The organism is Streptomyces sp. NPDC058620 (genome assembly GCF_042717135.1).
Classification (GTDB): domain Bacteria; phylum Actinomycetota; class Actinomycetes; order Streptomycetales; family Streptomycetaceae; genus Streptomyces.
In genome coordinates, this window is record NZ_JBHXQO010000034.1 from 21,633 (window position 1) to 43,528 (window position 21,896).

Annotated in this window: 20 protein-coding genes and 1 pseudogene; 10 read left to right on the plus strand and 11 right to left on the minus strand. The window is 70.5% G+C overall.

Translation table 11 applies throughout. From position 1 onward, the window contains the following. Positions 1–29: 29 nt before the first annotated feature. Positions 30–2,010 (minus strand): annotated as a pseudogene (locus ACFWSK_RS26090) (MMPL family transporter). Positions 2,011–2,296: 286 nt separating this feature from the next. Next, a complete protein-coding gene (locus tag ACFWSK_RS26095; RefSeq protein ID WP_383790762.1) occupies positions 2,297–3,211 on the minus strand; it encodes a zinc-binding alcohol dehydrogenase family protein in 915 nt (304 codons plus the stop codon). 193 nt (positions 3,212–3,404) lie between these two features. Here ACFWSK_RS26095 and ACFWSK_RS26100 point away from each other — a divergent pair, with 193 nt between their 5' ends. Together ACFWSK_RS26100 and ACFWSK_RS26105 are read left to right on the plus strand one after the other, a co-directional pair. Further along, complete coding sequence (locus tag ACFWSK_RS26100; protein ID WP_383790764.1) at positions 3,405–4,031, plus strand: ScbR family autoregulator-binding transcription factor; 627 nt, start codon at positions 3,405–3,407, stop codon at positions 4,029–4,031. Continuing rightward, complete coding sequence (locus ACFWSK_RS26105) at positions 4,028–4,792, plus strand: glucose 1-dehydrogenase (protein ID WP_383790767.1); 765 nt, start codon at positions 4,028–4,030, stop codon at positions 4,790–4,792. Before ACFWSK_RS26100 ends, ACFWSK_RS26105 begins: the two co-directional genes overlap by 4 nt. A gap of 61 nt (positions 4,793–4,853) precedes the next feature. On the opposite strand, the gene ACFWSK_RS26110 is transcribed toward ACFWSK_RS26105, so the two are convergent. After that, complete coding sequence (locus ACFWSK_RS26110) at positions 4,854–5,732, minus strand: ScbA/BarX family gamma-butyrolactone biosynthesis protein (RefSeq protein ID WP_383790771.1); 879 nt, start codon at positions 5,730–5,732, stop codon at positions 4,854–4,856. A gap of 122 nt (positions 5,733–5,854) precedes the next feature. Here ACFWSK_RS26110 and ACFWSK_RS26115 point away from each other — a divergent pair, with 122 nt between their 5' ends. Further along, a complete protein-coding gene (locus ACFWSK_RS26115; protein WP_383790773.1) occupies positions 5,855–6,499 on the plus strand; it encodes a ScbR family autoregulator-binding transcription factor in 645 nt (214 codons plus the stop codon). Positions 6,500–6,735: 236 nt separating this feature from the next. Beyond that, positions 6,736–7,467 (plus strand): peptidoglycan recognition protein, encoded by a 732-nt coding sequence (locus ACFWSK_RS26120; RefSeq protein ID WP_383790905.1) that lies wholly within the window; start codon positions 6,736–6,738, stop codon positions 7,465–7,467. Between the two features lie 54 nt (positions 7,468–7,521). Here the strand turns inward: ACFWSK_RS26120 and ACFWSK_RS26125 are convergent, their stop codons facing one another. Together ACFWSK_RS26125 and ACFWSK_RS26130 are read right to left on the minus strand one after the other, a co-directional pair. Next, positions 7,522–7,887: a PH domain-containing protein gene (locus tag ACFWSK_RS26125; protein ID WP_383790776.1), complete on the minus strand. Its 366-nt coding sequence runs from the start codon at positions 7,885–7,887 to the stop codon at positions 7,522–7,524. Between the two features lie 119 nt (positions 7,888–8,006). After that, positions 8,007–8,210, minus strand: coding sequence for a hypothetical protein (locus tag ACFWSK_RS26130; RefSeq protein ID WP_383790779.1), 204 nt, complete (start codon positions 8,208–8,210; stop codon positions 8,007–8,009). A gap of 154 nt (positions 8,211–8,364) precedes the next feature. Between ACFWSK_RS26130 and ACFWSK_RS26135 the strand changes: the two genes are divergently transcribed. After that, positions 8,365–8,640 carry a DUF1876 domain-containing protein gene (locus ACFWSK_RS26135; protein WP_383790782.1) on the plus strand — a complete coding sequence of 92 codons (276 nt, stop codon included), beginning with the start codon at positions 8,365–8,367 and terminating at the stop codon, positions 8,638–8,640. Positions 8,641–8,685: 45 nt separating this feature from the next. On the opposite strand, the gene ACFWSK_RS26140 is transcribed toward ACFWSK_RS26135, so the two are convergent. After that, positions 8,686–9,975 carry a phosphoribosyltransferase family protein gene (locus tag ACFWSK_RS26140; protein ID WP_383790785.1) on the minus strand — a complete coding sequence of 430 codons (1,290 nt, stop codon included), beginning with the start codon at positions 9,973–9,975 and terminating at the stop codon, positions 8,686–8,688. A gap of 390 nt (positions 9,976–10,365) precedes the next feature. On the opposite strand from ACFWSK_RS26140, the gene ACFWSK_RS26145 reads away from it, so the two are divergent. From ACFWSK_RS26145 to ACFWSK_RS26155, 3 genes are all read left to right on the plus strand, one after another. Beyond that, a complete protein-coding gene (locus tag ACFWSK_RS26145; protein WP_383790787.1) occupies positions 10,366–11,706 on the plus strand; it encodes a hemolysin family protein in 1,341 nt (446 codons plus the stop codon). Further along, positions 11,703–12,728 (plus strand): hemolysin family protein, encoded by a 1,026-nt coding sequence (locus tag ACFWSK_RS26150; protein ID WP_383790790.1) that lies wholly within the window; start codon positions 11,703–11,705, stop codon positions 12,726–12,728. The genes ACFWSK_RS26145 and ACFWSK_RS26150 overlap by 4 nt, the downstream gene beginning before the upstream one ends. Positions 12,729–12,887: 159 nt before the next feature. Beyond that, the gene (locus tag ACFWSK_RS26155; RefSeq protein WP_383790793.1) at positions 12,888–14,954 is read left to right on the plus strand and encodes a pectinesterase family protein; all 2,067 of its coding nucleotides are present in this window, start codon (positions 12,888–12,890) and stop codon (positions 14,952–14,954) included. 96 nt (positions 14,955–15,050) lie between these two features. Here ACFWSK_RS26155 and ACFWSK_RS26160 read toward each other — a convergent pair whose 3' ends face one another. The 3 genes from ACFWSK_RS26160 to ACFWSK_RS26170 all read right to left on the minus strand — a co-directional run bounded on the left by ACFWSK_RS26160 (position 15,051) and on the right by ACFWSK_RS26170 (position 17,694). Then, entirely contained in the window at positions 15,051–16,169 is a 1,119-nt protein-coding gene (locus ACFWSK_RS26160) for an NADH:flavin oxidoreductase (protein WP_383790796.1), read from the minus strand. Positions 16,170–16,294: 125 nt separating this feature from the next. Beyond that, positions 16,295–17,227 (minus strand): pyridoxamine 5'-phosphate oxidase family protein, encoded by a 933-nt coding sequence (locus ACFWSK_RS26165; RefSeq protein ID WP_383790799.1) that lies wholly within the window; start codon positions 17,225–17,227, stop codon positions 16,295–16,297. Positions 17,228–17,238: 11 nt separating this feature from the next. Further along, complete coding sequence (locus ACFWSK_RS26170) at positions 17,239–17,694, minus strand: VOC family protein (RefSeq protein WP_383790801.1); 456 nt, start codon at positions 17,692–17,694, stop codon at positions 17,239–17,241. Between the two features lie 175 nt (positions 17,695–17,869). Here ACFWSK_RS26170 and ACFWSK_RS26175 point away from each other — a divergent pair, with 175 nt between their 5' ends. Next, entirely contained in the window at positions 17,870–18,451 is a 582-nt protein-coding gene (locus ACFWSK_RS26175; RefSeq protein WP_383790804.1) for a CGNR zinc finger domain-containing protein, read from the plus strand. 139 nt (positions 18,452–18,590) lie between these two features. Here the strand turns inward: ACFWSK_RS26175 and ACFWSK_RS26180 are convergent, their stop codons facing one another. After that, the gene (locus ACFWSK_RS26180) at positions 18,591–18,929 is read right to left on the minus strand and encodes a MerR family transcriptional regulator (RefSeq protein ID WP_383790806.1); all 339 of its coding nucleotides are present in this window, start codon (positions 18,927–18,929) and stop codon (positions 18,591–18,593) included. Positions 18,930–19,724: 795 nt separating this feature from the next. Here ACFWSK_RS26180 and ACFWSK_RS26185 point away from each other — a divergent pair. Continuing rightward, on the plus strand, positions 19,725–20,078 hold the full coding sequence (locus ACFWSK_RS26185; protein ID WP_383790808.1) for a hypothetical protein: 354 nt from the start codon (positions 19,725–19,727) through the stop codon (positions 20,076–20,078). 90 nt (positions 20,079–20,168) lie between these two features. Here ACFWSK_RS26185 and ACFWSK_RS26190 read toward each other — a convergent pair whose 3' ends face one another. Further along, positions 20,169–21,749, minus strand: coding sequence for a carbohydrate-binding protein (locus ACFWSK_RS26190; RefSeq protein ID WP_383790811.1), 1,581 nt, complete (start codon positions 21,747–21,749; stop codon positions 20,169–20,171). Positions 21,750–21,896: the final 147 nt, after the last annotated feature.

The window sequence follows — 21,896 nt, forward strand, 5'->3', positions numbered from 1 at the left end:
GCCCCTGTGGGCAGGCCACCGGGCGCCCGTCAGGTACGGGTGTCCCCTTCGGCGTCCAGGTGCGGCAGTACCCGGTCCAGCCAACGCGGGGTCCACCAGGCGGCCCTGCCGAGCAGGGTCATCACGGCGGGTACCAGCAGCAGACGGACGACGGTGGCGTCGATGAGGACGCTCGCCGCGAGTCCCAGGCCCAGCATCTTCACCACGATGTTGTCGCTGATGAGGAAGGCCGCGAACACGCTGACCATGATGAGCGCCGCGCAGGTGATCACCCGGGCGGTGATCTCCAGGGCGTGCGCCACACTCGCCCGGGGGTCCCCGGTCCGCAGCCACGCCTCGTGGATACGGGAGAGCAGGAAGATCTCGTAGTCCATGGAGAGGCCGAAGACGATGGCGAACATCATCATCGGTACGTAGCTCTCGATCGGGACGTCCCCCGAAACGCCGAGCGCCGGGCCTCCCCAGCCCCACTGGAAGACGGCCACCACGACGCCGTACGAGGCGGCGATCGACAGCACGTTGAGCACGGCTGCCTTGAGCGCGACGAGCAGGCCGCGGAACACGGTCAGGATGACGAGGAAGGCGAGGCCCACCACCACCGCGATGATCAGGGGGAGCCTGCTGGAGACGATGTCCAGGAAGTCGACCTGCGCGGCCGTCGTGCCCGTGACGTAGGTGCTCGCGTCCGTCCCGGAGACGGCCTTGGGCAGCACCTCGTCGTGCAGCCGGTTGACGAGACCGGTGGTCCTCTCGTCCTGCGGGGAGGCCACGGAGTACGCGGTGCCGATCAGGACGTCGCCGTCGGACGTGGCCTTCAGCGGGGTGATGGTGGCGGCGTCCGGCACCTTGGTGAGGGCCTGCTGCGCCTGGGTGGCCAGCGCGGACCGGTCGGACTGCGGGACCGCCGACTGGTCGATCACGAGGGTCAGGGGGCCGTTCGAACCGGGTCCGAAGGCCGAGGACATCAGGTCGAAGGCCCGCCGGTCGGTGAAGGACGTGGGGTCCGCGCCGTCGCCGATGTGCCCGAGCTGGATGAAGGGCAGCGGGAACGCCAGGACGACCAGGACGATCACCCCGCCGGTCAGGAACCACCAGGGCCTGCGCTCCACCCGCTGCGCGTACCGGTGCCAGCCGCCCTGTGTCTCCCGGCCGGGCTCCGCGTCCGTCGCCGATCCCGATCATCGTGGCCAGCGTCGGGGACACGGTGGCGAAGGTGGCCGCGGCCGCGAGGAGTCCCAGCAGGGCGAGGCCGCAGACGGCGCAGATCAGTGCTGTGACCAGGGGCAGCAGGGCGGCCAGCAGGCTGCCGAAGCCGATCAGCAGGACGAGGATCGCCACGCCGAATCCGATGGCCTCACTGGTCCTGTCGTCCGCCTCGGGGCGGGCCAGTTCGCCCAGCGGGCCGCCGTACTCCACGTCGACGTCCGCCGCGCGCAGTGGCGCGACGGCGGAGTCCACCCCGTCCAGATAGCCCGCCCCGAGGGTGGAGGGCTGCACGTCGAACCGGACGGTGATGTACGCCGTCTTCTCGTCGGTGGAGAGCGGCCCGACATCAGGGGTCCCGGAAGTGGGGGCCGGAGGTGTGGAGCCGTCCGAGGGCAGAGGGTTCTGGGCGGAGAGCACGTGCGGCAGCTTCTCCAGGGCCGCGACGGCGGAGGAGACCTGGCTGCTGACCTCGGTGAGCGGCTTGGACGCGTCGTGCAGTACCACCTGGGTGCTGTAGCCGCCGGCCGAGGGCTCGTGCGCCTTGAGTACGTCGAGGCCGTTCTGCGACTGGGTACCGGGGAGGGAGAAGTCGTCGGAGTAGTCGCCGCCGTACGCGTGGTTCAGGACCTGGAGCCCGGCCAGGGCGGCGAGCCACAGGACGATGACGGTGACGAAGTGCCGGGCGCACCACTGGCCGGTGCGGCGCAGGACACCCGGGCGGCGCGGGGCCTCCGCGCGGCGGGGTGCGCGGGGCCCTGGGCCGGGTTCCGCACCGGAACCGTGCGTGGAGGGCGGCAGGGGCATGGGGCACTCCTGGTCGGGCCAGGACTCGTGGGGGCGCGAGGTCTGGGGAAGGGCTCTCGTACTCGTACGAAGCAGTCAAAGCCCGTTCCGGCGTCGTGGCACTCCCGCGCGGGGGAACGGGTGAGCGGCCGCCGGGCCCCGGACGAGCCGTTTCATGCCACCGGTCATGCACCGGTCATGCCTCCGCACGCCATCGCTCGCACCGCTCATGCCTCCGCACGCCATCGCTCGCACCGGTCATGCCCCCCGGCGCCCGCTTCCCGTCCCGCGGTGACGGGCGAGGCGATCAGGCTCCGGGGACGAGGACGATCTTGCCGACCGTGCGGCGGGCGAGCAGGTCCTCGTGAGCGCGGCGGGCGTCCGCGAGCGGATAGCTCCCGCCTGCCACCGGCTTGAGGCTTCCCTTCGCCACCAGGGCGAAGAGTTCCTTCAGGGGACCGCTGACCGCGCCCGGCGCGGCCAGAGCGGGCCGCAGCCAGAAGCCGACGACCGCCGCGTTGAGCCGGTTCAGCCGGGCCGGGTCGACCGGGGTGAATCCGGACCGCGCGGCGTTGCCGTAGGTGACAAGACGTCCGAAGGAGGCCAGGGACCCCAGGGCCTGGTCGAAGAGCTCGCCGCCCACCGCGTCCAGGACGACGTCCGCCTTCTCCTCGTGGGGGTACGTGATCACCGCGTCCGCACCGAGGTCCAGGGCGAGGCGCTCCTTGGCGGGGGTCGAGACCTGGGCGAGCACCCGTCCGGCGCCGAACTCCCTGGCCAGCTGGACGGCGAGGCTGCCCACTCCGCCGGCCGCCGAGTGGACGACGACGGTCTCGCCCTCGCGCAGCCGGGCCGCCGAGCGGAGGAGATGCCAGGCGGTCAGGCCCTGCATCATCAGGGCGAGCGCTTCGGCGGCGCCCAGTTCCTCGGGAATCTCCTGGACGGCGGACTCCTTGGCGACCACCTGCTCCGCGTATCCGCCCGAGACCCGGGCCAGCACCCTGGTGCCGTCCGGGGTGCGGCCCACGACCTCGCTGCCCGGGACGAACGGCAGGGCGTCGGCGGTCAGATAGGACCCGTCCACCTGATGGGTGTCCGCGAAGTTCACACCGGCTGCCTCGACCGTGAGGAGCACTTCTCCGGGTCCCGGGACGGGGGCGGCCAGTTCAACGGGCGCGAGGACTTCAGGACCACCGAAGTGGCCGAACTGGATAGCGAGCATGCCGCACGGTACCGCGCGGCATCCGAAGCCGGGGCCAGGACAGAATTTCGGCCAGATACACGAAACCTGCTCCGAAACCATATGGCCGGTTTGTTAACGTGGAAAGCGTGGTCCACGCGCTTGTGCGCGTGGACCGACCGGACCTGCCTGGACCGACCGACCAGTCGTTGATCACGCCCCCGGGAGCGTCAGGATGGCCAAGCAGGACCGTGCGGTGCGCACGCGCGAGCAGTTGATCCGTTCGGCCGCCGAGTCGTTCGACCGGAGCGGTTTCGGACTGTCCTCGCTCTTCGACATCAGCACCGGCGCCGGAGTCAGCAGTGGCGCCCTGCACTTCCACTTCGGCAGCAAGAGGGAGTTGGGAGAGGCGGTCGAGGCGGCCGCGGCGGAGACGCTGCGCGCCATCATCGCCCCGTGCCCGCCCAGCCACCCCGATCCGCTGCGCGTCCTGGTCGACACATCGCACCTGCTGGCCCAACGGCTCACTCAGGACGTGGTGTTGAGGGCCGCGTTCGGGCTCGGCCATGACGCCACGTGGCATGAGGACGCCAAACTCTGGCTGTCATGGCGCAGTTGGGTCCGGGCGACGCTCACCCTGGCCGGTGAGCGGGGCGACCTGGCGGCGGACGTGCTGCCTGACGCCGCGGTGTCCGCGGTCACGGCGGCGGTGGTGGGCTCGGAGATCCTGGGGCGCGCGGACGCCGAGTGGTCCCCGTGCCGGGCGCTGGCGCAGTTCTGGTCGCTGATGCTGCCGCGGCTCTCGGGAGAGTCGGGGCTGCCCGTGCCCGTATCGAACAGCCCTGCGACACTGCGCCCATGAGCAACGATCTCCTCTCAGACAAAGTCGTCCTCATCACCGGGGCGAGCAGTGGTATCGGCGCGGCGGCGGCCCGGGTGTTCGCCCAGGAGGGCGCGAAGGTGGTGCTGGCCGCCCGCCGCGAAGAGCGGCTGGCCGCGCTGGTCGGCGAACTGCGCGACAAGGGCGCGGAAGCGGCCTATGTCGTCACCGACGTATCCGTGGCGGAAGACGTCTCGCGGGCGGTGGACTTCGCCGTCTCGACTTACGGGCGCCTGGACTCGGCCTTCAACAACGCCGGTCTCGGCGGTGACCGGACGCCGATGCACCTGATGGGTGACGACATCTACGACACCCTCATGGACACCAACGTACGAAGCGTGTGGAACTGCCTCCGGTACGAGATCGCCGCGATGCTCACCAGTGGTGGCGGCACGATCGTCAACAACAGCAGTGTGGCCGGTCTGGTGGCGATACCCGCCGCGGCGCCCTACATAGCGTCCAAGCACGCGGTGGTCGGCCTCACGCGGGCCGCGGCCGACGAGTACGCCAGGCAGGGCATCCGGGTGAACGCCGTCGCCCCCGGTACGACGCGCAGTGAGATCACCGCCGACTGGTTCGGGCGCAACCCCGGCCTTGAGGAGATGGTCAACTCCCTGACCCCGCAGGGGCGTACGGCCGAGCCCGAGGAGATCGCGGCGGCCGCCGCGTGGCTGCTCAGCGACCGCTGCCCGTTCCTCACGGGCACGGTCATGCCGGTGGACGGCGGGTTCATCAATCAGTGACCCCAGGGTGCGGCGCGGGGCCGGCGGACACCGTCGGCCGGTCCCGTCCTGTGCGCCACCGCTACGTGACGGCCCCGCTCAGCTCGACGCGGAACACGGGCTGTTCGTCCTGCATGCCCGTGACCCGCACCGTCGTGCACCCGGGGCCGGGGGACGGCATCAGCTCGGCCTCGACCCAGCAGGGCCGGTCGAACTCCACGTACCGCTCGTAACTGCTGCTGATGCCGGTGGGTTCGAAGGCCGCCGGGGAGAGCAGGGCCTGCGCCGCCTGATAGCCGGCCTCCATGAGGGCCAGTCCGGGGACGTGGTCGACCGGGTGGTCGAAGAGCAGGAGGTTCTCGGCGTCGTTGCGCAACTGCCAGCGGTGGGGGTGGTCGGTGGCGGAGAGGACCACGTCCGAAGCGGTGAGCCGACCGACGGTGTGCGGGGCGACAGGAGTGGGAAGCGGCCATTCGTTCCACCCGCGCGCGAGGTGTTCACCGCGCAGCCGGCGGTAGGCGGCCGGCGAAATCCAGCCGAACTCCGAATTCGCCACGGCCACGGTGGTGTTGTCTTGGGACACGTGAACATCCATGCCGAGACTGCTGACGTTCCTCCCGCGGCGGGTGGGCTCCGAGACCCTTATTCCGATGTCCAGGGCCGACGGGCGGTCGGAAGGCACCCGGAAGCCGGGCCGGACAGTGAAGTTGAAGTCATGGAGCAGTGTCTGATGGCTGAGCGGTACGTCGTACGCGGCATGGGCGATGACCAGGCCGCTCTGCCGGATGGTCTGGGTGAGCACCCTGGGGTCGTACGCGTGGCCGATGGTGGTGGCGGGCCAGCGGGCGGTGAGCGTGAAGTCACCCGGCCCGTGGCACTTCCAGTCGGTGATGAACACGGAGGCGTCGCGCCGGAGATGGACGATCTCCTTGGACACCGTGGTCAAGTCGTCGTCAATCACAGGAGCTTTGGACACGATTCCCCCCGGACGTGGCGCAATGTGATGATGCTCGCACTGATATAATACCGGCTCACCCGTTTGTTTTGGAGTAGCGCAAAGACAAGGTCAAAAAGGAGCGCAGGTTGGCCAGACAGCAACGGGCGATCCGCACGCGCAGGATCTTCCTGGAAGCGGCGGCCGAGGTCTTCGACGAGCACGGTTACGACGCCGCCACCATCGCATCAATCCTTGAGCGGGCTGGACTTACCCGAGGTGCACTGTACTTCCACTTCACTTCGAAGGAAGAGCTTGCGCGAGGAGTTCTCGAAGAGGCCGTGACCGCCGAGGGGCTCACGCCGCAGGCGTTCAAACTCCAGGAGTGGGTGGACATAGCACTGCTGCTGGCCTACCGGCTGCCCCGTGAGCCGATGCTCAGCGCTTCGATCCGGCTGTCCGTCGACCCGCGCGCCCGGGGCCTGTTCGGCACCCGCTGGCCCGACTGGATCGAGATGGGCACGGAGATCCTCACCGAGGCCAAGGAGCGCGGGGAGCTGCTCCCGCACGTCGATCCGGAGACCACCTCCCGGCTGTTCGTCGGTGCGTGGACCGGAGTTCAGCTGGTCGCCGAGTCGATGTCGGAGCCGCCGGACCTGGTCTATGAGATCTCGGCCCTCTTCGAACTCATCCTCCCCAACAACGCCGTCCCGGGCGTGCTGTCGAGGCTGGACACGTCCCCGCACCGCGCCGAGCGGCTCCTCAAGGAGAGCAGGGAAGCGGTCGCTTCCTGACCAGGGCGTCCTCGGCGGCATCCCAGCGGCGTCCCGGCGGAGCTGCGTCGGCTCCGTCGGCGCTCCATCGTGCTGATTGGCCGGAATGTTTCGGACGCCCCCAAAAGGTACGCTCGGTATGTTCTGTCGGTCCCTCCTCCGGGTAACGGCCGGGACTGCCTCCGGGCCCCTGCCTCACCCGGTTGGCCAGCACGGCTGCGGGCCGGCCGGACAGGCCGCAGGGTGGACATATGCCCATGTGGTCGCGTCGGCTCGTCCTGTGTGCCGTGTTCATGCCGCTGGCATTCCTGGTCCTCCGGGATGCCCCGGTACGGTTCGCCGCGCCCGAATCCCTCGCCCTGCCCGAGGCCCCGCCGGGGGCGCCCCAGCCCGACATCGTCCCCCGGTCCACCTGGCGGGCCGACGAGGGCATGGTCAAGGACGCGGCGGCGTACACGGGCCGGGTGAGCGCCGCCTTCATCCACCACACGGGGCACCCCAACGGCTACGACTGCGCCGACGCCCCGGAGCTGCTGCGCGGGATCCAGGCGGCCCACATCCAGAAGGACGGGTGGGACGACATCGGGTACAACTTCGTCGTCGACCGCTGCGGGACCATCTACGAGGGCCGGGCCGGCGGGATCACGCGGCCGGTGCGCGGCGCGCACACCAAGGGGTTCAACGCCGACAGTGTCGGGATCGCGGCGATCGGCACCTTCGGGGCCGACGTGCCCGTACCCAACGCGGTCGTGGAGGCGATCGCCCGGGTGATCGCCTGGAAACTGCGCCCCGGGATCGATCCGCGGGGCTCGGTGCGGCTGGTCTCCACGAACGACCAGAGCCGCTACCCGAAGGGTCAGGCGGTGAAGCTCCACGTCGTCTCGGGGCACCGGGACAGCTATCTCACCGGCTGCCCCGGCGACTCGCTGTACGCGCAGCTGCCCGCGATCCGCGAGGCGGTGGCGGCCCTCCGCGAGCGCCGACGCTGAGGCGTCCGGCGCACGCGCGGGGCCGCCGGGCCCGGCGCCTGCCCTACTTGGCCTCTACTTGGCCACGTACTGCGTCAGGATGGCCTGCACCTCGTAGATGTCGACGCCCTTGGAGAACGTCTTCTGGACCGGGGTCGGGGTCCCGGAGATCCAGATCTTGAGCTCGGCGTCGAGGTCGAACGTGCCGGCCGTCTCCACCGAGAAGTGCGTGATGCTCCGGTACGGGACCGAGTGGTACTCCACCTTCTTGCCGGTGATCCCCTGCTTGTCGACGAGGATGAGCCGGCGGTCGGTGAACAGGATCGTGTCGCGGATCAGGAGATAGGCCGCGTTGACCTGTTCGCCCGGGCCCAGAAGCCGGGCGTAGTCCTGCTGAGCCGTCCCCGGGTCGATCGTGTGCGCGTTTCCGAACAGTGCCATGCCAGGCCCCCACCTACTCGAACAGACTGATTTTCGCACTGTATACCGGCGTGATCACGCCCTGGTGCGAAGCCCGTGCGGCGGGTGGGGTGCCCGGCGGTGGCTGCGATGCGTGGCGGCTATGAGTGGGCCTTGTCCTGCTTCTGCTCCGCGTCCTCTGCCCGGTGCTCGCGGCAGTCGGTGTTACGGCACGGGCCCGCTCCCCATACGGGGACGAAGATTCCGAGCGTCTTGTGCCGGGTCAGTTCGGTCGCAACCGGCTGCTTGCAGACCGGACACGTGAATTCCGTCTGTCGATTGGTCTCGCGCTGGTGGCTGGACATTCTTCAACGGTAATCCTGAAGGGCACGAGCGGAAAGTTTTCGCCCTGAGCGTGCTGCCCGCCGGGAGCGGCCCGCTCGGGGGCTGCGCGGCGCGGGGAACAGGAGCACCCTGGTATCAGGGGTTGTCCGGAGGGGGTTTCCGGAGGTGACCGTCATGCTGAAGACCGCTGTCGGATGGCACATCGAGCTCGAATTCGAGGAGGACAGCAACCGCACCCGTGCGGCTGCGATGGTGCGCCTCCCGGACGGGACCGAGCTGCGCTCGCACGGCTACGCCAGCCGTCACCCCAGTGACGCGGAGCAGCCGAGGGTGGGCGAGGAGATCGCGGGGGGCAGAGCCCTCAACGAGCTGGCGATGAAGCTGCTGACCAAGGCGCACGACGAGATCGACGAGGCGTCGGGGCGTACGTCGTACCCGCTGATGCCATGAGACGAGCAGGCCGTCGAGCCCGCCATGAGCGGTGACGGCCGGCCGTCACCGCTCACCCGTCACCAGGTGACGGGTGAACCAGTCGCGTGCGAGGCCGGCGACCGTGTCCAGGGCGCCCCGTTCCTCGAAGAGGTGCGTGGCGCCCGGCACGACCTCCAGGCGGTTCTCGCAGCGCAGTTCGGCCTGTGCCTGCCGGTTGAGCGCGAGGACCTGTTCGTCGTGGCCGCCCACGACGAGGAGCGTGGGTGCCCGTACGTCCGCGAGGAGCGGCCCGGCGAGGTCGGGACGTCCGCCGCGCGAGACCACCGCGCCGACGTCCGCGTCGGGGTCCGCCGCGGCCCGTAGGGCGGCGGCGGCGCCGGTGCTCGCCCCGAAGTAGCCGATCGGCAGGTCCACCCGGTCGCGCAGCCAGAGCGTGGCGTGCGTCAGCCTGCGGGCCAGGGTCTCGATGTCGAAGACGTACCCGCGGTCGGTCTCCTCCGCGGGCACGAGCAGGTCGAACAGGAGGGTGCCGAGGCCGGCCCGGTTCAGGTCGGCCGCCACCGCGCGGTTGCGGGGGCTGTGGCGGCTGCTTCCGGAGCCGTGGGCGAACACAACGACCGCCCCGGCGTCCTCGGGGAGGGCGAGTTCACCGGCCAGTGCGAGGCCGTCGGCCGCCACCTCGGCCTCGGTCGTACGGACGGGGCGGTCCGGTGCGTCGCGGTGCGCGGCACGGGCCAGCAGGGCGAGCACCTCCTCGTCCGGGGTCTGGGAGAAGTCGCGGTACCACTCGCCGACGGCGGAGAACAGGGCCGGCTGCGACAGGCACACCACGTCGTCCGCGCTGCCGCGGAGCTGCTCGGCAGCGCTCGGCGGCGCCACCGGAACGGCGAGCACCACCCGGGCCGCGCCGTGCGCCCGTACGACTTCGCACGCGGCCCGGGCCGTGGCGCCGGTCGCGATCCCGTCGTCGACCAGGATCACCGTCCGGTCCTCCAGCGGCACCCGGGGCCGGTCGGCGCGGAACGCCCGTGCCCGGCGTACGAGTTCTTCCTGCTCGGCGCGCTCGACGGACTCGAGGTCCTGCTGCGTGACCCCGGCACGGCGGACGATCTCCTCGCTGATGACCTTCACCCCGTCCTCACCGATCGCACCGAATCCCAGCTCGGGGTGGTACGGAACGCCGAGTTTGCGGACGACGATCACATCGAGGGGAGCGCCGAGGGCCTGCGCGACTTCGAAGGCCACCGGGACTCCGCCGCGCGGCAGGCCGAGGACGACGGGGTGCTCCTTCTCAAGGTGCCGGAGCGCTTCGGCCAGCTGTTGCCCCGCGTCGGTTCGATCGGTGAACAGCACGCCGGTTCACCCCCAGACCGGGGAGACGGGAACCACGTACACACCTACTTCGAACCAACCTCAAAAGGGGAGGTCCGGCAAGTCGGGAACGGCGGGGCGGCGGTCCGTCGGCCCGTGGTCCGGCGGCGCGGCGCGTAGACGGCGGCGCCCGCGAGGAGGACCGGGCCGCGGATGAGGACCGAGGGGACGGGCAGGGGGAGCACCCCCTGTGACCGGGGCCACAGGGGAACGCTTTGCTTTCCCTTTACCATTGGCGTGGGCATCCGCCCCAGACCTGCACCAGGTGACCGCCATCGAACCGAAAAGGAGCTCCGGTCCCGCAATGGGTGAGCCTCCCAGTACGAACCGTGCCATTCCCGCCCCGCCGCGTCGCCGGGCGGCGGTGGCACGGTGAGCGAAGTCCTCCTTCTCCTTCTCGCGCTCGCACTCACGCTGGCATGCGCGGTCTTCGTCGCAGCCGAGTTCTCCCTGACCACGATCGAACGCGGTGAGCTGGAGCGCGCCGCCCGGGCCGGCGAGCGCGGCGCCGAGAGCGCCCTGAAGGCCGCCAAGCGCCTCACGTTCCAGCTCTCCGGTGCCCAGCTCGGCATCACCGTCACCTCACTGGTCATCGGCATGCTCGCCGAGCCCTCCCTGGCGGTGCTCCTGCGCGGCCCCCTGGAAACGGTCGGCCTGCCCCCGGGCGCCGTCCCGGCCGTCGCCACGCTCCTCGGCGTCGCCCTCTCCACCGTGGTGCTGATGGTGATCGGCGAACTCGTACCGAAGAACTGGGCGATCTCCAGCCCGCTGGCCGTCGCCAAGGTCGTAGCCGGCCCGCAGCGCGCGTTCACCGCCTGCTTCGCCCCGCTGATCCGCCACCTGAACAACACCGCGAACCGGGTCGTACGCCGCTTCGGCATGGAACCCGCCGAGGAGCTGGCCTCCGCCCGTACCCCGGAGGAACTCGTCGCCCTGGCCCGGCACTCCGCCCGTGAGGGCGCGATCGAGCAGGACTCGGCCGAGCTGTTCGTCCGCACCCTCCACCTCGCCGACCTGACCGCCGAGAACGTCATGACGCCGCGCGTGGACGTCCGGGCCCTCGAAGCAGGCGCCACCGCCGCAGACGCGGCCGGTCTGACGCTCGCCACGGGCCTCTCCCGGTTCCCCGTCTACCGCGGCAGCCTCGACGAGGTCATCGGCACCGTCCACATCCGCGACGTGCTCGCGCTGGACGAACCGCTGCGCCACAGGACCCCGGTCACCGACCTGGCCACGCCCCCGCTCCTCGTCCCCGACTCGCTGCCCGTGGACACCCTCCTGGGACGGCTGCGGCAGAGCCGCACGATGGCCGTCGTCATCGACGAGTACGGCGGCACCGCGGGCGTCGCGACCGTCGAGGACATCGTCGAGGAGGTCGTCGGCGAGGTCCGCGACGAGCACGACCCCGACGAGCGCCCCGACCTGGCGCCGGGCGCACCGTCCCCGGAGGGGTGCGCCGTCTGGGAGGCGGACGGCAGCATCCGTCTCGACCAGCTCGAATCCATCGGCTTCGACGTGCCTGAAGGCCCGTACGAAACCCTCGCCGGACTGGTCGCGACCCGCCTGGAACGCATTCCCGTACCCACCGACAAGATCTCCGTGGAGGGCTGGCACCTGACCGTGCTCCACGTCGAACACCACCGCGCCGACCGGGTCCGCGTCACCGCGCCCGCGCCGGCTCCCGCCTCGCTCGTCGAGGAGGGCTCCCGATGACCGTGCTTCAGCTCGCCATCGGCGTGTTCACCCTCGTCACCAACGCGTTCTTCGTCGGGGCGGAGTTCGCCCTGATCTCCGTACGGCGCAGTCAGATCGAGCCCCGGGCCGTCAAGGGCGACACCCGTGCCCGGAGCACGCTGTGGGGCCTCGAACACCTGTCGGCCGCCATGGCCACCGCCCAGCTCGGCATCACCATCTCCTCCCTGGTCCTGGGCGCCGTGGCCGAACCGGCCATCGCCCACCTCCTGGAGCCGCCCTTCGCGACGGCCGGCGTGCCCGAAGCGCTGGTGCACCCCATCGCCTTCGTGATCGCGCTGGCCCTCGCCACGTATCTGCACATGCTGGTCGGCGAGATGATCCCGAAGAACATCGCGCTGGCCGCCCCCACGGAGACGGCGCTCGCGCTGGCCCCGCCGCTGGTGGCGCTGACCCGGGCGCTGCGCCCGGTCGTCTTCGGCATCAACGCCTTCGCCAACGTCCTGCTGCGGCTGCTGAACGTCGAGCCGAAGGACGAGGTCACGTCCGTCTACACCGACGACGAACTCGTCCGGCTGGTGAAGGACTCCAGCGAGGCCGGTCTGCTCGCCCCGGCCGACGGTGAACGGCTGCGCGACGCGCTGGAGCTGGGCACCCGCCCCGTCGGCGAGGTGATGGTCCCGCTCAACAGGACCGTCACCGTCGGCCACGACATCACCCCGCAGCAGCTGGAACGCGCGGCGGCCACCTCGGGCTTCTCCCGGCTGCCCGTCACCGGGCCGGGCGACGAGATCCTGGGATACCTGCACATCAAGGACGCCCTCGGCGTCGCCCAGCGGACCCAGCCGCTCCCGAGGAGCGCCTTCCACCGTGTCATCCGCGTCGAGATCGACACCCCGCTCGACGACACCATGACCGCGATGCGGGCCGCGGGCACGCACCTGGCGGCCGTGACCGGGGACAAGGGCACCGTCATCGGCTTCGTCACGATGGAGGACGTCCTGGAAGAGCTCGTCGGCCCCGCCGCGACGGGCCGCGCCTGAGCGGACCTCCGCGCACGCGCGTCTCAACTCTTCCCGGGCCCGTGGTCCGGCGCCGCTCACGGCGGCGCCGGACCTGTTCACGTCCGCGGCAACCTTCCGTTCCCCGGCGGCGACTGACGAGTGCCCCCATCCCCCACGGAGTGGAAACGGACGCATCCCGTGACTGATACACGCAGTACTTCCCGTCACCGCAGACGCAGGCCGGCCCTGGCCGTCGGTGTCCCGCTGGCGCTGACCGCGGCCGTCGCCATGGCCTACGGCACCGACGTGGGCCTGTTCGGCGAGGACGGCCGGGCGAACGCCTCAGCTGCAACGGCCGTACCCGCATCGGTGCTTGACGCCGCCGACGGCTTCGCCTCGGTCAAGGCGCTCGGCCAGGACGGTACGTACGGCGGGCGCGGCGGCACGGTCGTCACCGTGAAGTCCCTCGCCGACCTGGAGAGGTACGCGACCGCCCCGGAGCCGTACGTGATCGTCGTGGCCGCGACGATCACCATGAACCCGGTCGGCAAGGAGATCAAGGTCGCGTCGGACAAGACGATCGTGGGCGCGGGGACCTCGGGCCAGATCGTCGGCGGCGGCTTCTTCCTCGGCCAGGGCGTACACAACGTCATCATCCGGAACCTGACGATCAGGGACTCGTACCAGGGCATCTGGAACGACAAGGACCACGACTTCGACGCCATCCAGATGGACGGCGCACACCACGTGTGGGTCGATCACAACGACCTCCGGCACATGGCCGACGGCCTCATCGACGTACGCAAGGACAGTACGTACGTCACGGTGTCCTGGAACAAGCTGAGCGACAACAACAAGACCTTCGGGATCGGCTGGACCGAGAACGTCACCACCGATCTCACGATCCACCACAACTGGTTCCGCGAGACCGAGCAGCGCAACCCGTCCACGGACAACGTCGCGCGCGCCCACCTGTACAACAACTACCTCCAGGACGTGCCCGGTACGGACATCACGACGTCCTACGGCAACTACGCGCGCGGCCGCACGAAGATGGTCCTGGAGAACTCCTACTTCGAGGGGCTCGCGAACCCCGTCACCCGGGACACCACGGCCGCCGTCGTCCAGCGCGGCAACGTCTTCAAGGGGACCAGCGGGCGCAACGAGAGCGGGGGCGGCGCGGCGTTCGACCCGAAGACGTACTACGGCTACACCCTCGACAGCGCGGCCGACGTCCCGGCCCTGCTCAAGGCGGGCGCCGGACCGCGCACCACGATCGGCACGGTGAGCACGACGGCCGCGGCGGCCACGACGATCACCGTGGCCAAGGACGGCAGCGGTCAGTACACGAGCGTGCAGAAGGCCGTCGACGCAGTCCCCGCGGGCAACGGTTCACGGGTGGTGATCTCGGTCGCGCCCGGCACGTACCGCGAGACCGTCAAGGTCCCCGCCAACAAGCCGCACGTCACCCTCCAGGGCTCGGGCGGCAGCCGCAAGGACACCGTCATCGTCTACGGGAACGCGGCGGGCACGCCCAAGCCCGACGGTTCGGGTACGTACGGCACGAGCGGCAGCGCCACCGTCGCCGTCGAGGCCGACGACTTCCAGGCCCGCAACCTGACCATCACCAACAGCTTCGACGAACGCGCCAACCAGAGCCTCAGCGGCCACCAGGCCGTCGCCCTGCGCACCGCCGCCGACAAGGTCCTCCTCGACGGCGTCATCGTCGACGGCGACCAGGACACCCTGCTGCTGGACACCGCGGCCCGGGACAGGCTCGGCCGGGTGTACGTCACCAACTCCTACATAGCCGGAAACGTCGACTTCGTCTTCGGCCGGGCCAGCGCCGTGATCGACCGGTCCGTGCTGACGCTGAAGAAGCGCTGGGACGGCACGTCCGCCGGCTACCTCACCGCGCCGAGCACCGCAGCGGACCGCAAGGGCTTCCTGATCACGCGGTCCGTCGTGAACGGTGACGTGACCGCGGGCAGCTTCTTCCTGGGCCGTAACTGGCACGCGGGCGGCGACGCGAGCCTCGACCCGCAGACCACCGTCCGCGACACCCAGCTGAGCGCCGCGATCAAGACGACCCCCTGGGCCGACATGGGCGGATTCTCGTGGAAGGACGACCGGTTCGCCGAGTACCGGAACACCGGTCCCGGCGCGGGCACCGCGAGCAGCAACCGCCCGCAGCTGACCGACAGCCAGGCGGCGGGCCAGGAGACCGCGGACTGGCTCGGCGGCTGGACCCCGACCGCGTCCTGACGAACCGCCTGATCCGTGTCATGAGGGAAGCCCCGGGCCGACGGCCCGGGGCTTCCCCCACGCTCGGGATGCCGTCCGGCCCCCGGTACCCCGTGATCAGCGCAGGGTCGACAGCATCTCCGCACCGAAGGGCGTGATCTCGCCGGTGCTCCCGCGCAGCGTCTTCGCAGCCCATTCGGGGTCGGCGATCAGCGCGCGGCCGACGGCCACCATGTCGAACTCGTCGCGCTCCATCCGCTCCAGCAGCTGCTCGACGCCCGTGACGCCGGAGCTGTTCCCCTGGAAGGCGCCGAAGAAGTCACCGTCCAGGCCGACCGAGCCGACGGTGACCGTCGGCCTGCCGCTGATCTTCTTCACCCATCCGGCGAGGTTCAGACCGGAGTCGTCGAACTCCGGCAGCCAGTAGCGGCGGGTGGACGCGTGGAAGACGTCGACACCGGCCTCGGCCAGCGGCGTCAGCAGGGCGTCCAGCTCCTCGGGCGTCTCGGCGAGCTTCGCCCCGTACGCGTCCATCTTCCACTGGGACATCCGGAAGAAGAGGGGGAAGGCGTCCGACACGGCCGCGCGGCAGGCCGCCACGATCTCGGCCGCGAAACGGGTCCGCGCGACGAGGTCGCCGCCGTAGGCGTCCGTACGCCGGTTGGTCCCCGACCAGAGGAACTGGTCGATCAAGTAGCCGTGGGCGCCGTGCAGTTCGACGCCGTCGAAGCCGGCACGCTCGGCGGCGGCCGCCGCGTCGGCGAAGGCACCGACCACGTCGTCGAGGTCCTTCTGCGTCATGGCGCGCCCCTTCGGGTCACCCGCCAGCGATATGCCCGAGGGACTGACCGGCTCCGCGTCCACCACGGGCGGGGCACCCTCGGCGCGCGTCACGCCCACGTGCCACAGCTGCGGGATGATCGCGCCGCCCACCTGGTGCACGGAGTCCGCGACAGCCGCCCAGCCCGCGAGGGCGTCCGCGCCGTGGAACCGCGGGACGCGGTCGCTGGTGCCCGCGGAGTGGTGGTCGATGTAGGTGCCCTCGGTGATGATCAGCCCCACACCGCCGGCGGCCCGCCGCCTGTAGTAGTCCGCCACGTCCTGGCCGGGGACGCCGTTGGGGGAGAACTGCCGGGTCATGGGGGCCATGGCGATCCGGTTGCGCGAGGACAGCCCGCGGACTGCGAACGGGCGCGAAAGGGTCGCTGCGGCGCGGTCGGCATGTACGTCTGTCACGTCAGGTCCTGTTCAGTGGCTGTGGTGTCCTCCGGGTGCCAACATCCGGGTACGGCGCCGGCATCCCCCCGCGCGGGCGATGTGGTCAAGGTCTCCCGGCCGGGAGGGGGCGGGGCGCGGCGCGCTCAGACGACCGGTGGGTTGAACCGGGAGTAGCCGGGCTCGGACCAGCGCAGGGGCGAGGCGGCCGTGATCTCCCGTACGCCCTCGATCTCGAACTCGACGAGCCGCTGAGCGCCGGGCACACGAGCGGTCTCCTCCGCGTCCCACACCGTGTGCGCGGTGCCGGTGAGGTGCAGGGTGCCGCCCGTCTCCCAGCCGGGCAGCAGGATGCCCGCGGCCGGGTTGAGTTCGAGGTTGCCCAGGGTCAGGAACATGGAGTTGCCGAGGTAGTCGGGCCAGCGCAGCCGGGTGGGCGAGAGCACCTCGACGAAGCCGGGGTTGCCGCCCCGGTGCGAGGCGTCGGCGTCGCCCCGGTCGGACGCGGTGGCGACGAAGAAGGTGTCGGCGGTCCGCAGCGCCTGTTGCTGGGCGGGGCTCAGCGCGGTGCTGTCGGTGACGGAGCGGGTCCGGGCATCGTGGTCGTGTGCCGGGAGAAGGCGGTAGTCGCGTGTCTGGAGGTACTTGGGGCAGTTGGAGATGACCTGGTCGAGGTCGATACGCAGCCCCTGACCGTCCCTGACCGCGCGGCCGTTGACGCGCATGCGGCGGCGGGTGGCCGGTTCGATGGCGATCGCGCCGATCCGCGCGGGGCCCGTACCGCCGTCCGGTCCGGCCAGGACGCCGGCGAGCGGATCTTCCGGCAGGGGGAGCGAACCGACGTGCAGGGTCCGGGGGTCGGGCGTGCTGAGGAACCCGGGCTCACCCGTGAGCTGGGTGGCCCAGACCCGGCCCGCGCCGTCCGTGCCTCCCAGTACCAGCATCGGCTGTTGGGCGAGGAAGGCCATCGCCACCTCGGGAACGCTGTCCTTGATCGCGCGCCCGGCGGACCCGGCCTGCCGGGTGAGGCCGGCCCGGTCCTGAACGGCTGTCTCTCCGCTGTGATAGCTGCTGTCCACGGGCTTCCCCTCTAGAAGAACCCGCAGGTGGGGGCGCCGGTGGTCGGTGCGTCGGACGGGTCGGCCCCGGTGGGCGCGTAGATCTCCAGGCGGGTCCCGTCGGGGTCGGCGAAGAAGATGCCGCCCGAGGTGCCGTTCTCCCCGTGCGGTACGACGCCGTCGTACGAGAACGCGGCGCCGAGCCCGCGCAGGACCTGCTCGGTGGCCCGGACCTCGTCGACGGTGTCCACCTGGAAGGACAGGTGGTGCAGTCCCGGCCGGTCCGCCGCGAAGGTGCCCTCGCTCTGCTGCCAGAGGGTGACGAGCAGCCGGTTCCCGCGACCGAGGAAGGCCCAGCGGCGGTCGTCCTCCTTGCCCTCGGCCAGTACGTCGAAGTCGAAGACCTCGCGGTAGAAGGCGAGCGAACGGTCCAGGTCGGTGACGTTGAGGCCGATGTGGCCGGTCTGCAGAGTCGGTGCCTTGCTCATGGTTGCTCCCCATGCTTCCGGGTCAGGGCCGCGAGGTGATCGCGTAACCGTTGAAATAAAAGTTAAGGGTTAGAACCAGTTCGGTCAACCGTTCATGAGTACTTGGCCGGTTAGTATCGGTGGTGGTGACCCACTCCGGGTGACCCGCTCCGCCCGCGACGGAAGGACCCGCGCCGTGCCGCAGACCCCCGGGGCCGACCCCCGGCCGCTGACCGGCGAACCGCTCGCTCTCGACCTGCTCAACACGCGCTGGATCGACGCGGAGGGCCGTCACGACCTGCTGGAAACCGTCGAAGGGCTGGCCGCCTGGCTGGCCGGTCCGGCCGTGCGCGAACGCACCGGCCCCGGCGTGCCGGCCGATGCCACCACGCTCGCCCGACTCCTGCGGACCCGTGCGGCGCTCGACACCCTGGTCGTACGCGAGGAATCAGCCACGCCGGAGGCGGCGGAGGCGGCGGAAGCACTCAACGGCGTACTCGCCCACGGTCACGTACGGCGGAGCCTGGGCACGGACGGGCTGCCGCACACGCGGGTGGAACTGGAGGACGCGACCTGGGCGCCCGCCTGGCACGCGGCCGACAGCTGGCTGGAGCTGCTCGCCGACCGCCCCGGACGCATCCGTCCGTGCGCCAACGACGCCTGCATCCTGCACTTCTACGACATCTCGAAGAACGGCACGCGCCGCTGGTGCTCCATGTCGGGGTGCGGCAACCGGGCGAAGGCCCAGCGCCACTACGCGCGCCGCACCGGTGCCTGACGAGGGCCGGCAGGAGGCGGGGGTACGGGGAATCTCCGGGGGGAGGCGCAACCACTCCCCCCGCTCACCGGCCCTGCGCACGCACGCACAGTGCGCAGGTCGGCCGGCTGGTGACTGCCAACTGGGCCCTGTATCGGGCTCAGCCGACGCTCTCGTCCGCCTTCACCGTGGTGCGGCGGAATTCGGCGTTGATGCGCTGTGCCTCCTCGAGCTGGTCCTCGAGGATCACGATGCGGCAGGCGGCCTCGACCGGCGTGCCCTGGTCGACGAGTTCGCGTGCGCGGGCCGCGATGCGCAGCTGATACCGGGAGTAGCGGCGGTGGCCGCCCTCGGAACGGAGCGGGGTGATCAGGCGGGCATCTCCGATAGCACGGAGAAAGCCGGCGTTGGTGCCGAGCATCTCGGCCGCCCGCCCCATGGTGTACGCGGGGTAGTCATCGTCGTCGAGCCGGCCGCCGAGCGCACTATCCGCTGTCATCTGCACCTCTTCTTGGGAACGCGTCGAGGGGCCTTGGTGCCGTACGGCACCAAGGCCCCGAAGGAAATTCAACACCATCTGTCGGCCTCAGTGCTGCGCCGACCTTCTGTTTCCGCGGCCTCGCCCTGAAGGAGGGCGGGAGTGCGGGGATCGCGGTTGCTTGACCGGGGACCACCTTCCGTTCCGGGGCCTTGCGGTACCCGGGCCGTATCCATCCCGCCCGGGCGATCCTGATGGCGCCTGCATCCTCCGTTCGTTCCCTCTGGATCAACATGTACCAAACCGGTGTTGCCGTCGGTGCACCCTTGAACCGCGTGCACCTCGCCCGGCAGACCGTCCCGCCGCCCCTCGTACTGACCGGGCGGAGGACCCGACTACCGGACCCCTCAGCACGCGCGCCCGCAGTCCGGCGCCTTTGCTGAGATACCGCATACCAACCGACTGCTGTTCTGCGTACCGCTCACTGCTGGTGGTGGCCCCTGATCACCGCGGGCCACCCGGTCCGGTCGTCAGCCCCGTCGCCGTCCTGCGAAAACCCTGGCTTCGACGCTCCACCACCGCACCGCACTGCGTGTACTACTGCCCGGCAGTTCGTCCCTGCCGGGCCCTTCAACCTTGGCTACGAGAGAAACCATAGCCACGCGCTTGCTCAATGTCTACCTTGGCCGTCACAGGTTTTCGCGTGTTCGACGGCGAGGTAATCAGAGTCGAACAGTCAGGGGCGCGGGCCGGTGACACAGGAAGGAGGGGACGGCCCCGAGCCGCCCGGCGGCGCGGCTAATAGACTCGGCTTCCATGTCGAAGACTGACGAACTGCTCGTGGACATCGCCGCTCTGGTGGAGTCCGGGCAAAGCAATCAGATGTCCCTGACCGTGGTCGCCGGTGGCGCTGTCATCACCGGCCGACTGGCTCCCGAAGCCGTGTGGAGGCAGCGTGTGTCGGAGGTCCTGACGGACTCCGCCCGGCTGGGCGAGTTCTCGGGCATCTTCACCACCTCCACCGGAAAGGACGACCCGCCCACCCATCTGCACTTCCACGTCGCCCGCATCCTGCAGGGCACCGTCGGAATCCCGGAGACGGGCGGGATGTACCGGGTCTCGATCGAGGACGTCAGTGCCTGGACCGTGGGCGATTTCAGCTACGACTGAACCGCCGCCGGGCGCCGGTGGACGCGAGAAGTGAGACGAAAAGGCCCAGGTCATCGACCTGGGCCTTCTTTTCATGGGTCAACGGACCGGTTACGGAGTCACCCGGTTGCCGCCGAAGGTCACCGCGAGGCGGCCGTCCGTCGTGTAGGACCAGGCCAGGGCGCCCGCGTACGAGGAGCACCGGGACCCGTTCGTGCCGGACCAGAACTGGTTCGTGCTGCCGACGTCGCCCACGGTCTTGTCGTTGGTGCCGCTGCCGCTGCGGCACGAGACGTTGTTGCGGAAGACCGAAGTGCCACCGTCGAAGGAGAAGTTGCGCTCGGCGTTGTCGATGCTGACGTTGTCCGAGACGGCCATCGTGCCGAGATTCCTGTTGTACGTGAATCCGTGCTTGCCGTTGTCGTAGGCGATGCTGCGGCGGATCACGTGGTCGACCTTGATGTCCTCGCCGCCGAGCTTGTAGCCGTTGCGGTCACCGCTGGAGTTCTGGCTGCCGTCGCTCAGCGTGCCGTTCTCGTAGGCGAGGGAGTCCTCGACCGTCACCGCGCCGATGGGGCCGGTGTCGGTCTTGGTGTAGAGGTCCCAGCCGTCGTCGATGTTGTTGTGCGCCACGGCGTAGCGGAAGACGTTGCCGGAGCCGACGGTGAGCTTCGCGGCGAAACCGTCGGCGTCCTCACCGTCGGAGTCGGCGTTGTCGTGCGACTCCGCGCTGAGGACGAGGTTGTTGGACGGCCACTGGTCGCGCGGGGTGGTGGAGGCGGTCCGCGAGAGCTGCAGACCCGTGTCGCGGTTGAAGCGCGTCACCGTGCGCTCGATGGTGTTGTTGCTGCCACCGACGAAGATCCCGTTGTCACCGGCGTGCTCGACGACGAGGCCGTCGATGTTCCAGTACGAGCCGTTCACGGCGAGCCCGCGGTTGGCGGGGTCCTCGGCCATGGCGGAGAAGTTCAGCACCGGAGTCTCGCCCGGGTAGGCGGACAGCTCCTTGGGGGCGCCGGCGGTGCCGTTGTTGCCCGGCGCGATGGTGACCGTCTGGGCGAGGGCGTACGTGCCGCCGCGCATGTAGATCCTCCCGCCGGACGAGACGCGGGTGAGCGCCGAGGTGAGCGTCGTCGGCGCCGCCTCCGTCCCGGCCGCGCCGTCGGTGCCGTTCGGTGCCACGTACAGCGCGGTGCCGGCCGGGGGAGGCGTGGTGCCACCCGACTGGACGTCCACATCGATGTAGTCGATGTTGGGCAGCCCGTTGGCGGTGGTCGGGCTGAGCTGGATCGTGTTGCTGCCCGCCCGCACCGGCACGGTGACCGTCCTGGTCACCCAGGCCGTCCAGGCCCCGGTGCCCTCGAAGGCCACGGAGCCGGCCGCCGCGCCGTTGACCGCGACGTTCGCGGGCCGTGCGGTACTGGTCCCGTTGGCGAAGCGCACCTGCACCGTCGCGGTGCCCGCGGTGGCGGCGTTCACGGTGAACTGCGCGTGGGCGCCGACCGCGTTGCTGGCATTGCAGAAGCCGCTGTCGGAGTAGCCGCCCCACTCGGACTCGATGGCGCCGCTGCAGACGGCGGGCGAGCGCTCGGCCTCGTACCGGACGGCCGCGGCCTGCGCCGAGTTACCGGACAGCGCCACGAGCGTGCCGGCCAACAGGCTGACGCACGCGATGACGGGTTTCAGTTGCATCGTTCGTCTCCAGGGGGTGGGTTCTTCTCACAGGGGGTGGCGGTGAACGCGGCGTTCGGTCACGGCGGGCGCGGCGGGGGAACTGGGGGTTGCCGCCCCCTTTCTGTCGCGGCTTCAGGTGTGGGACGGTGGCGGCGCCCCGTTCGG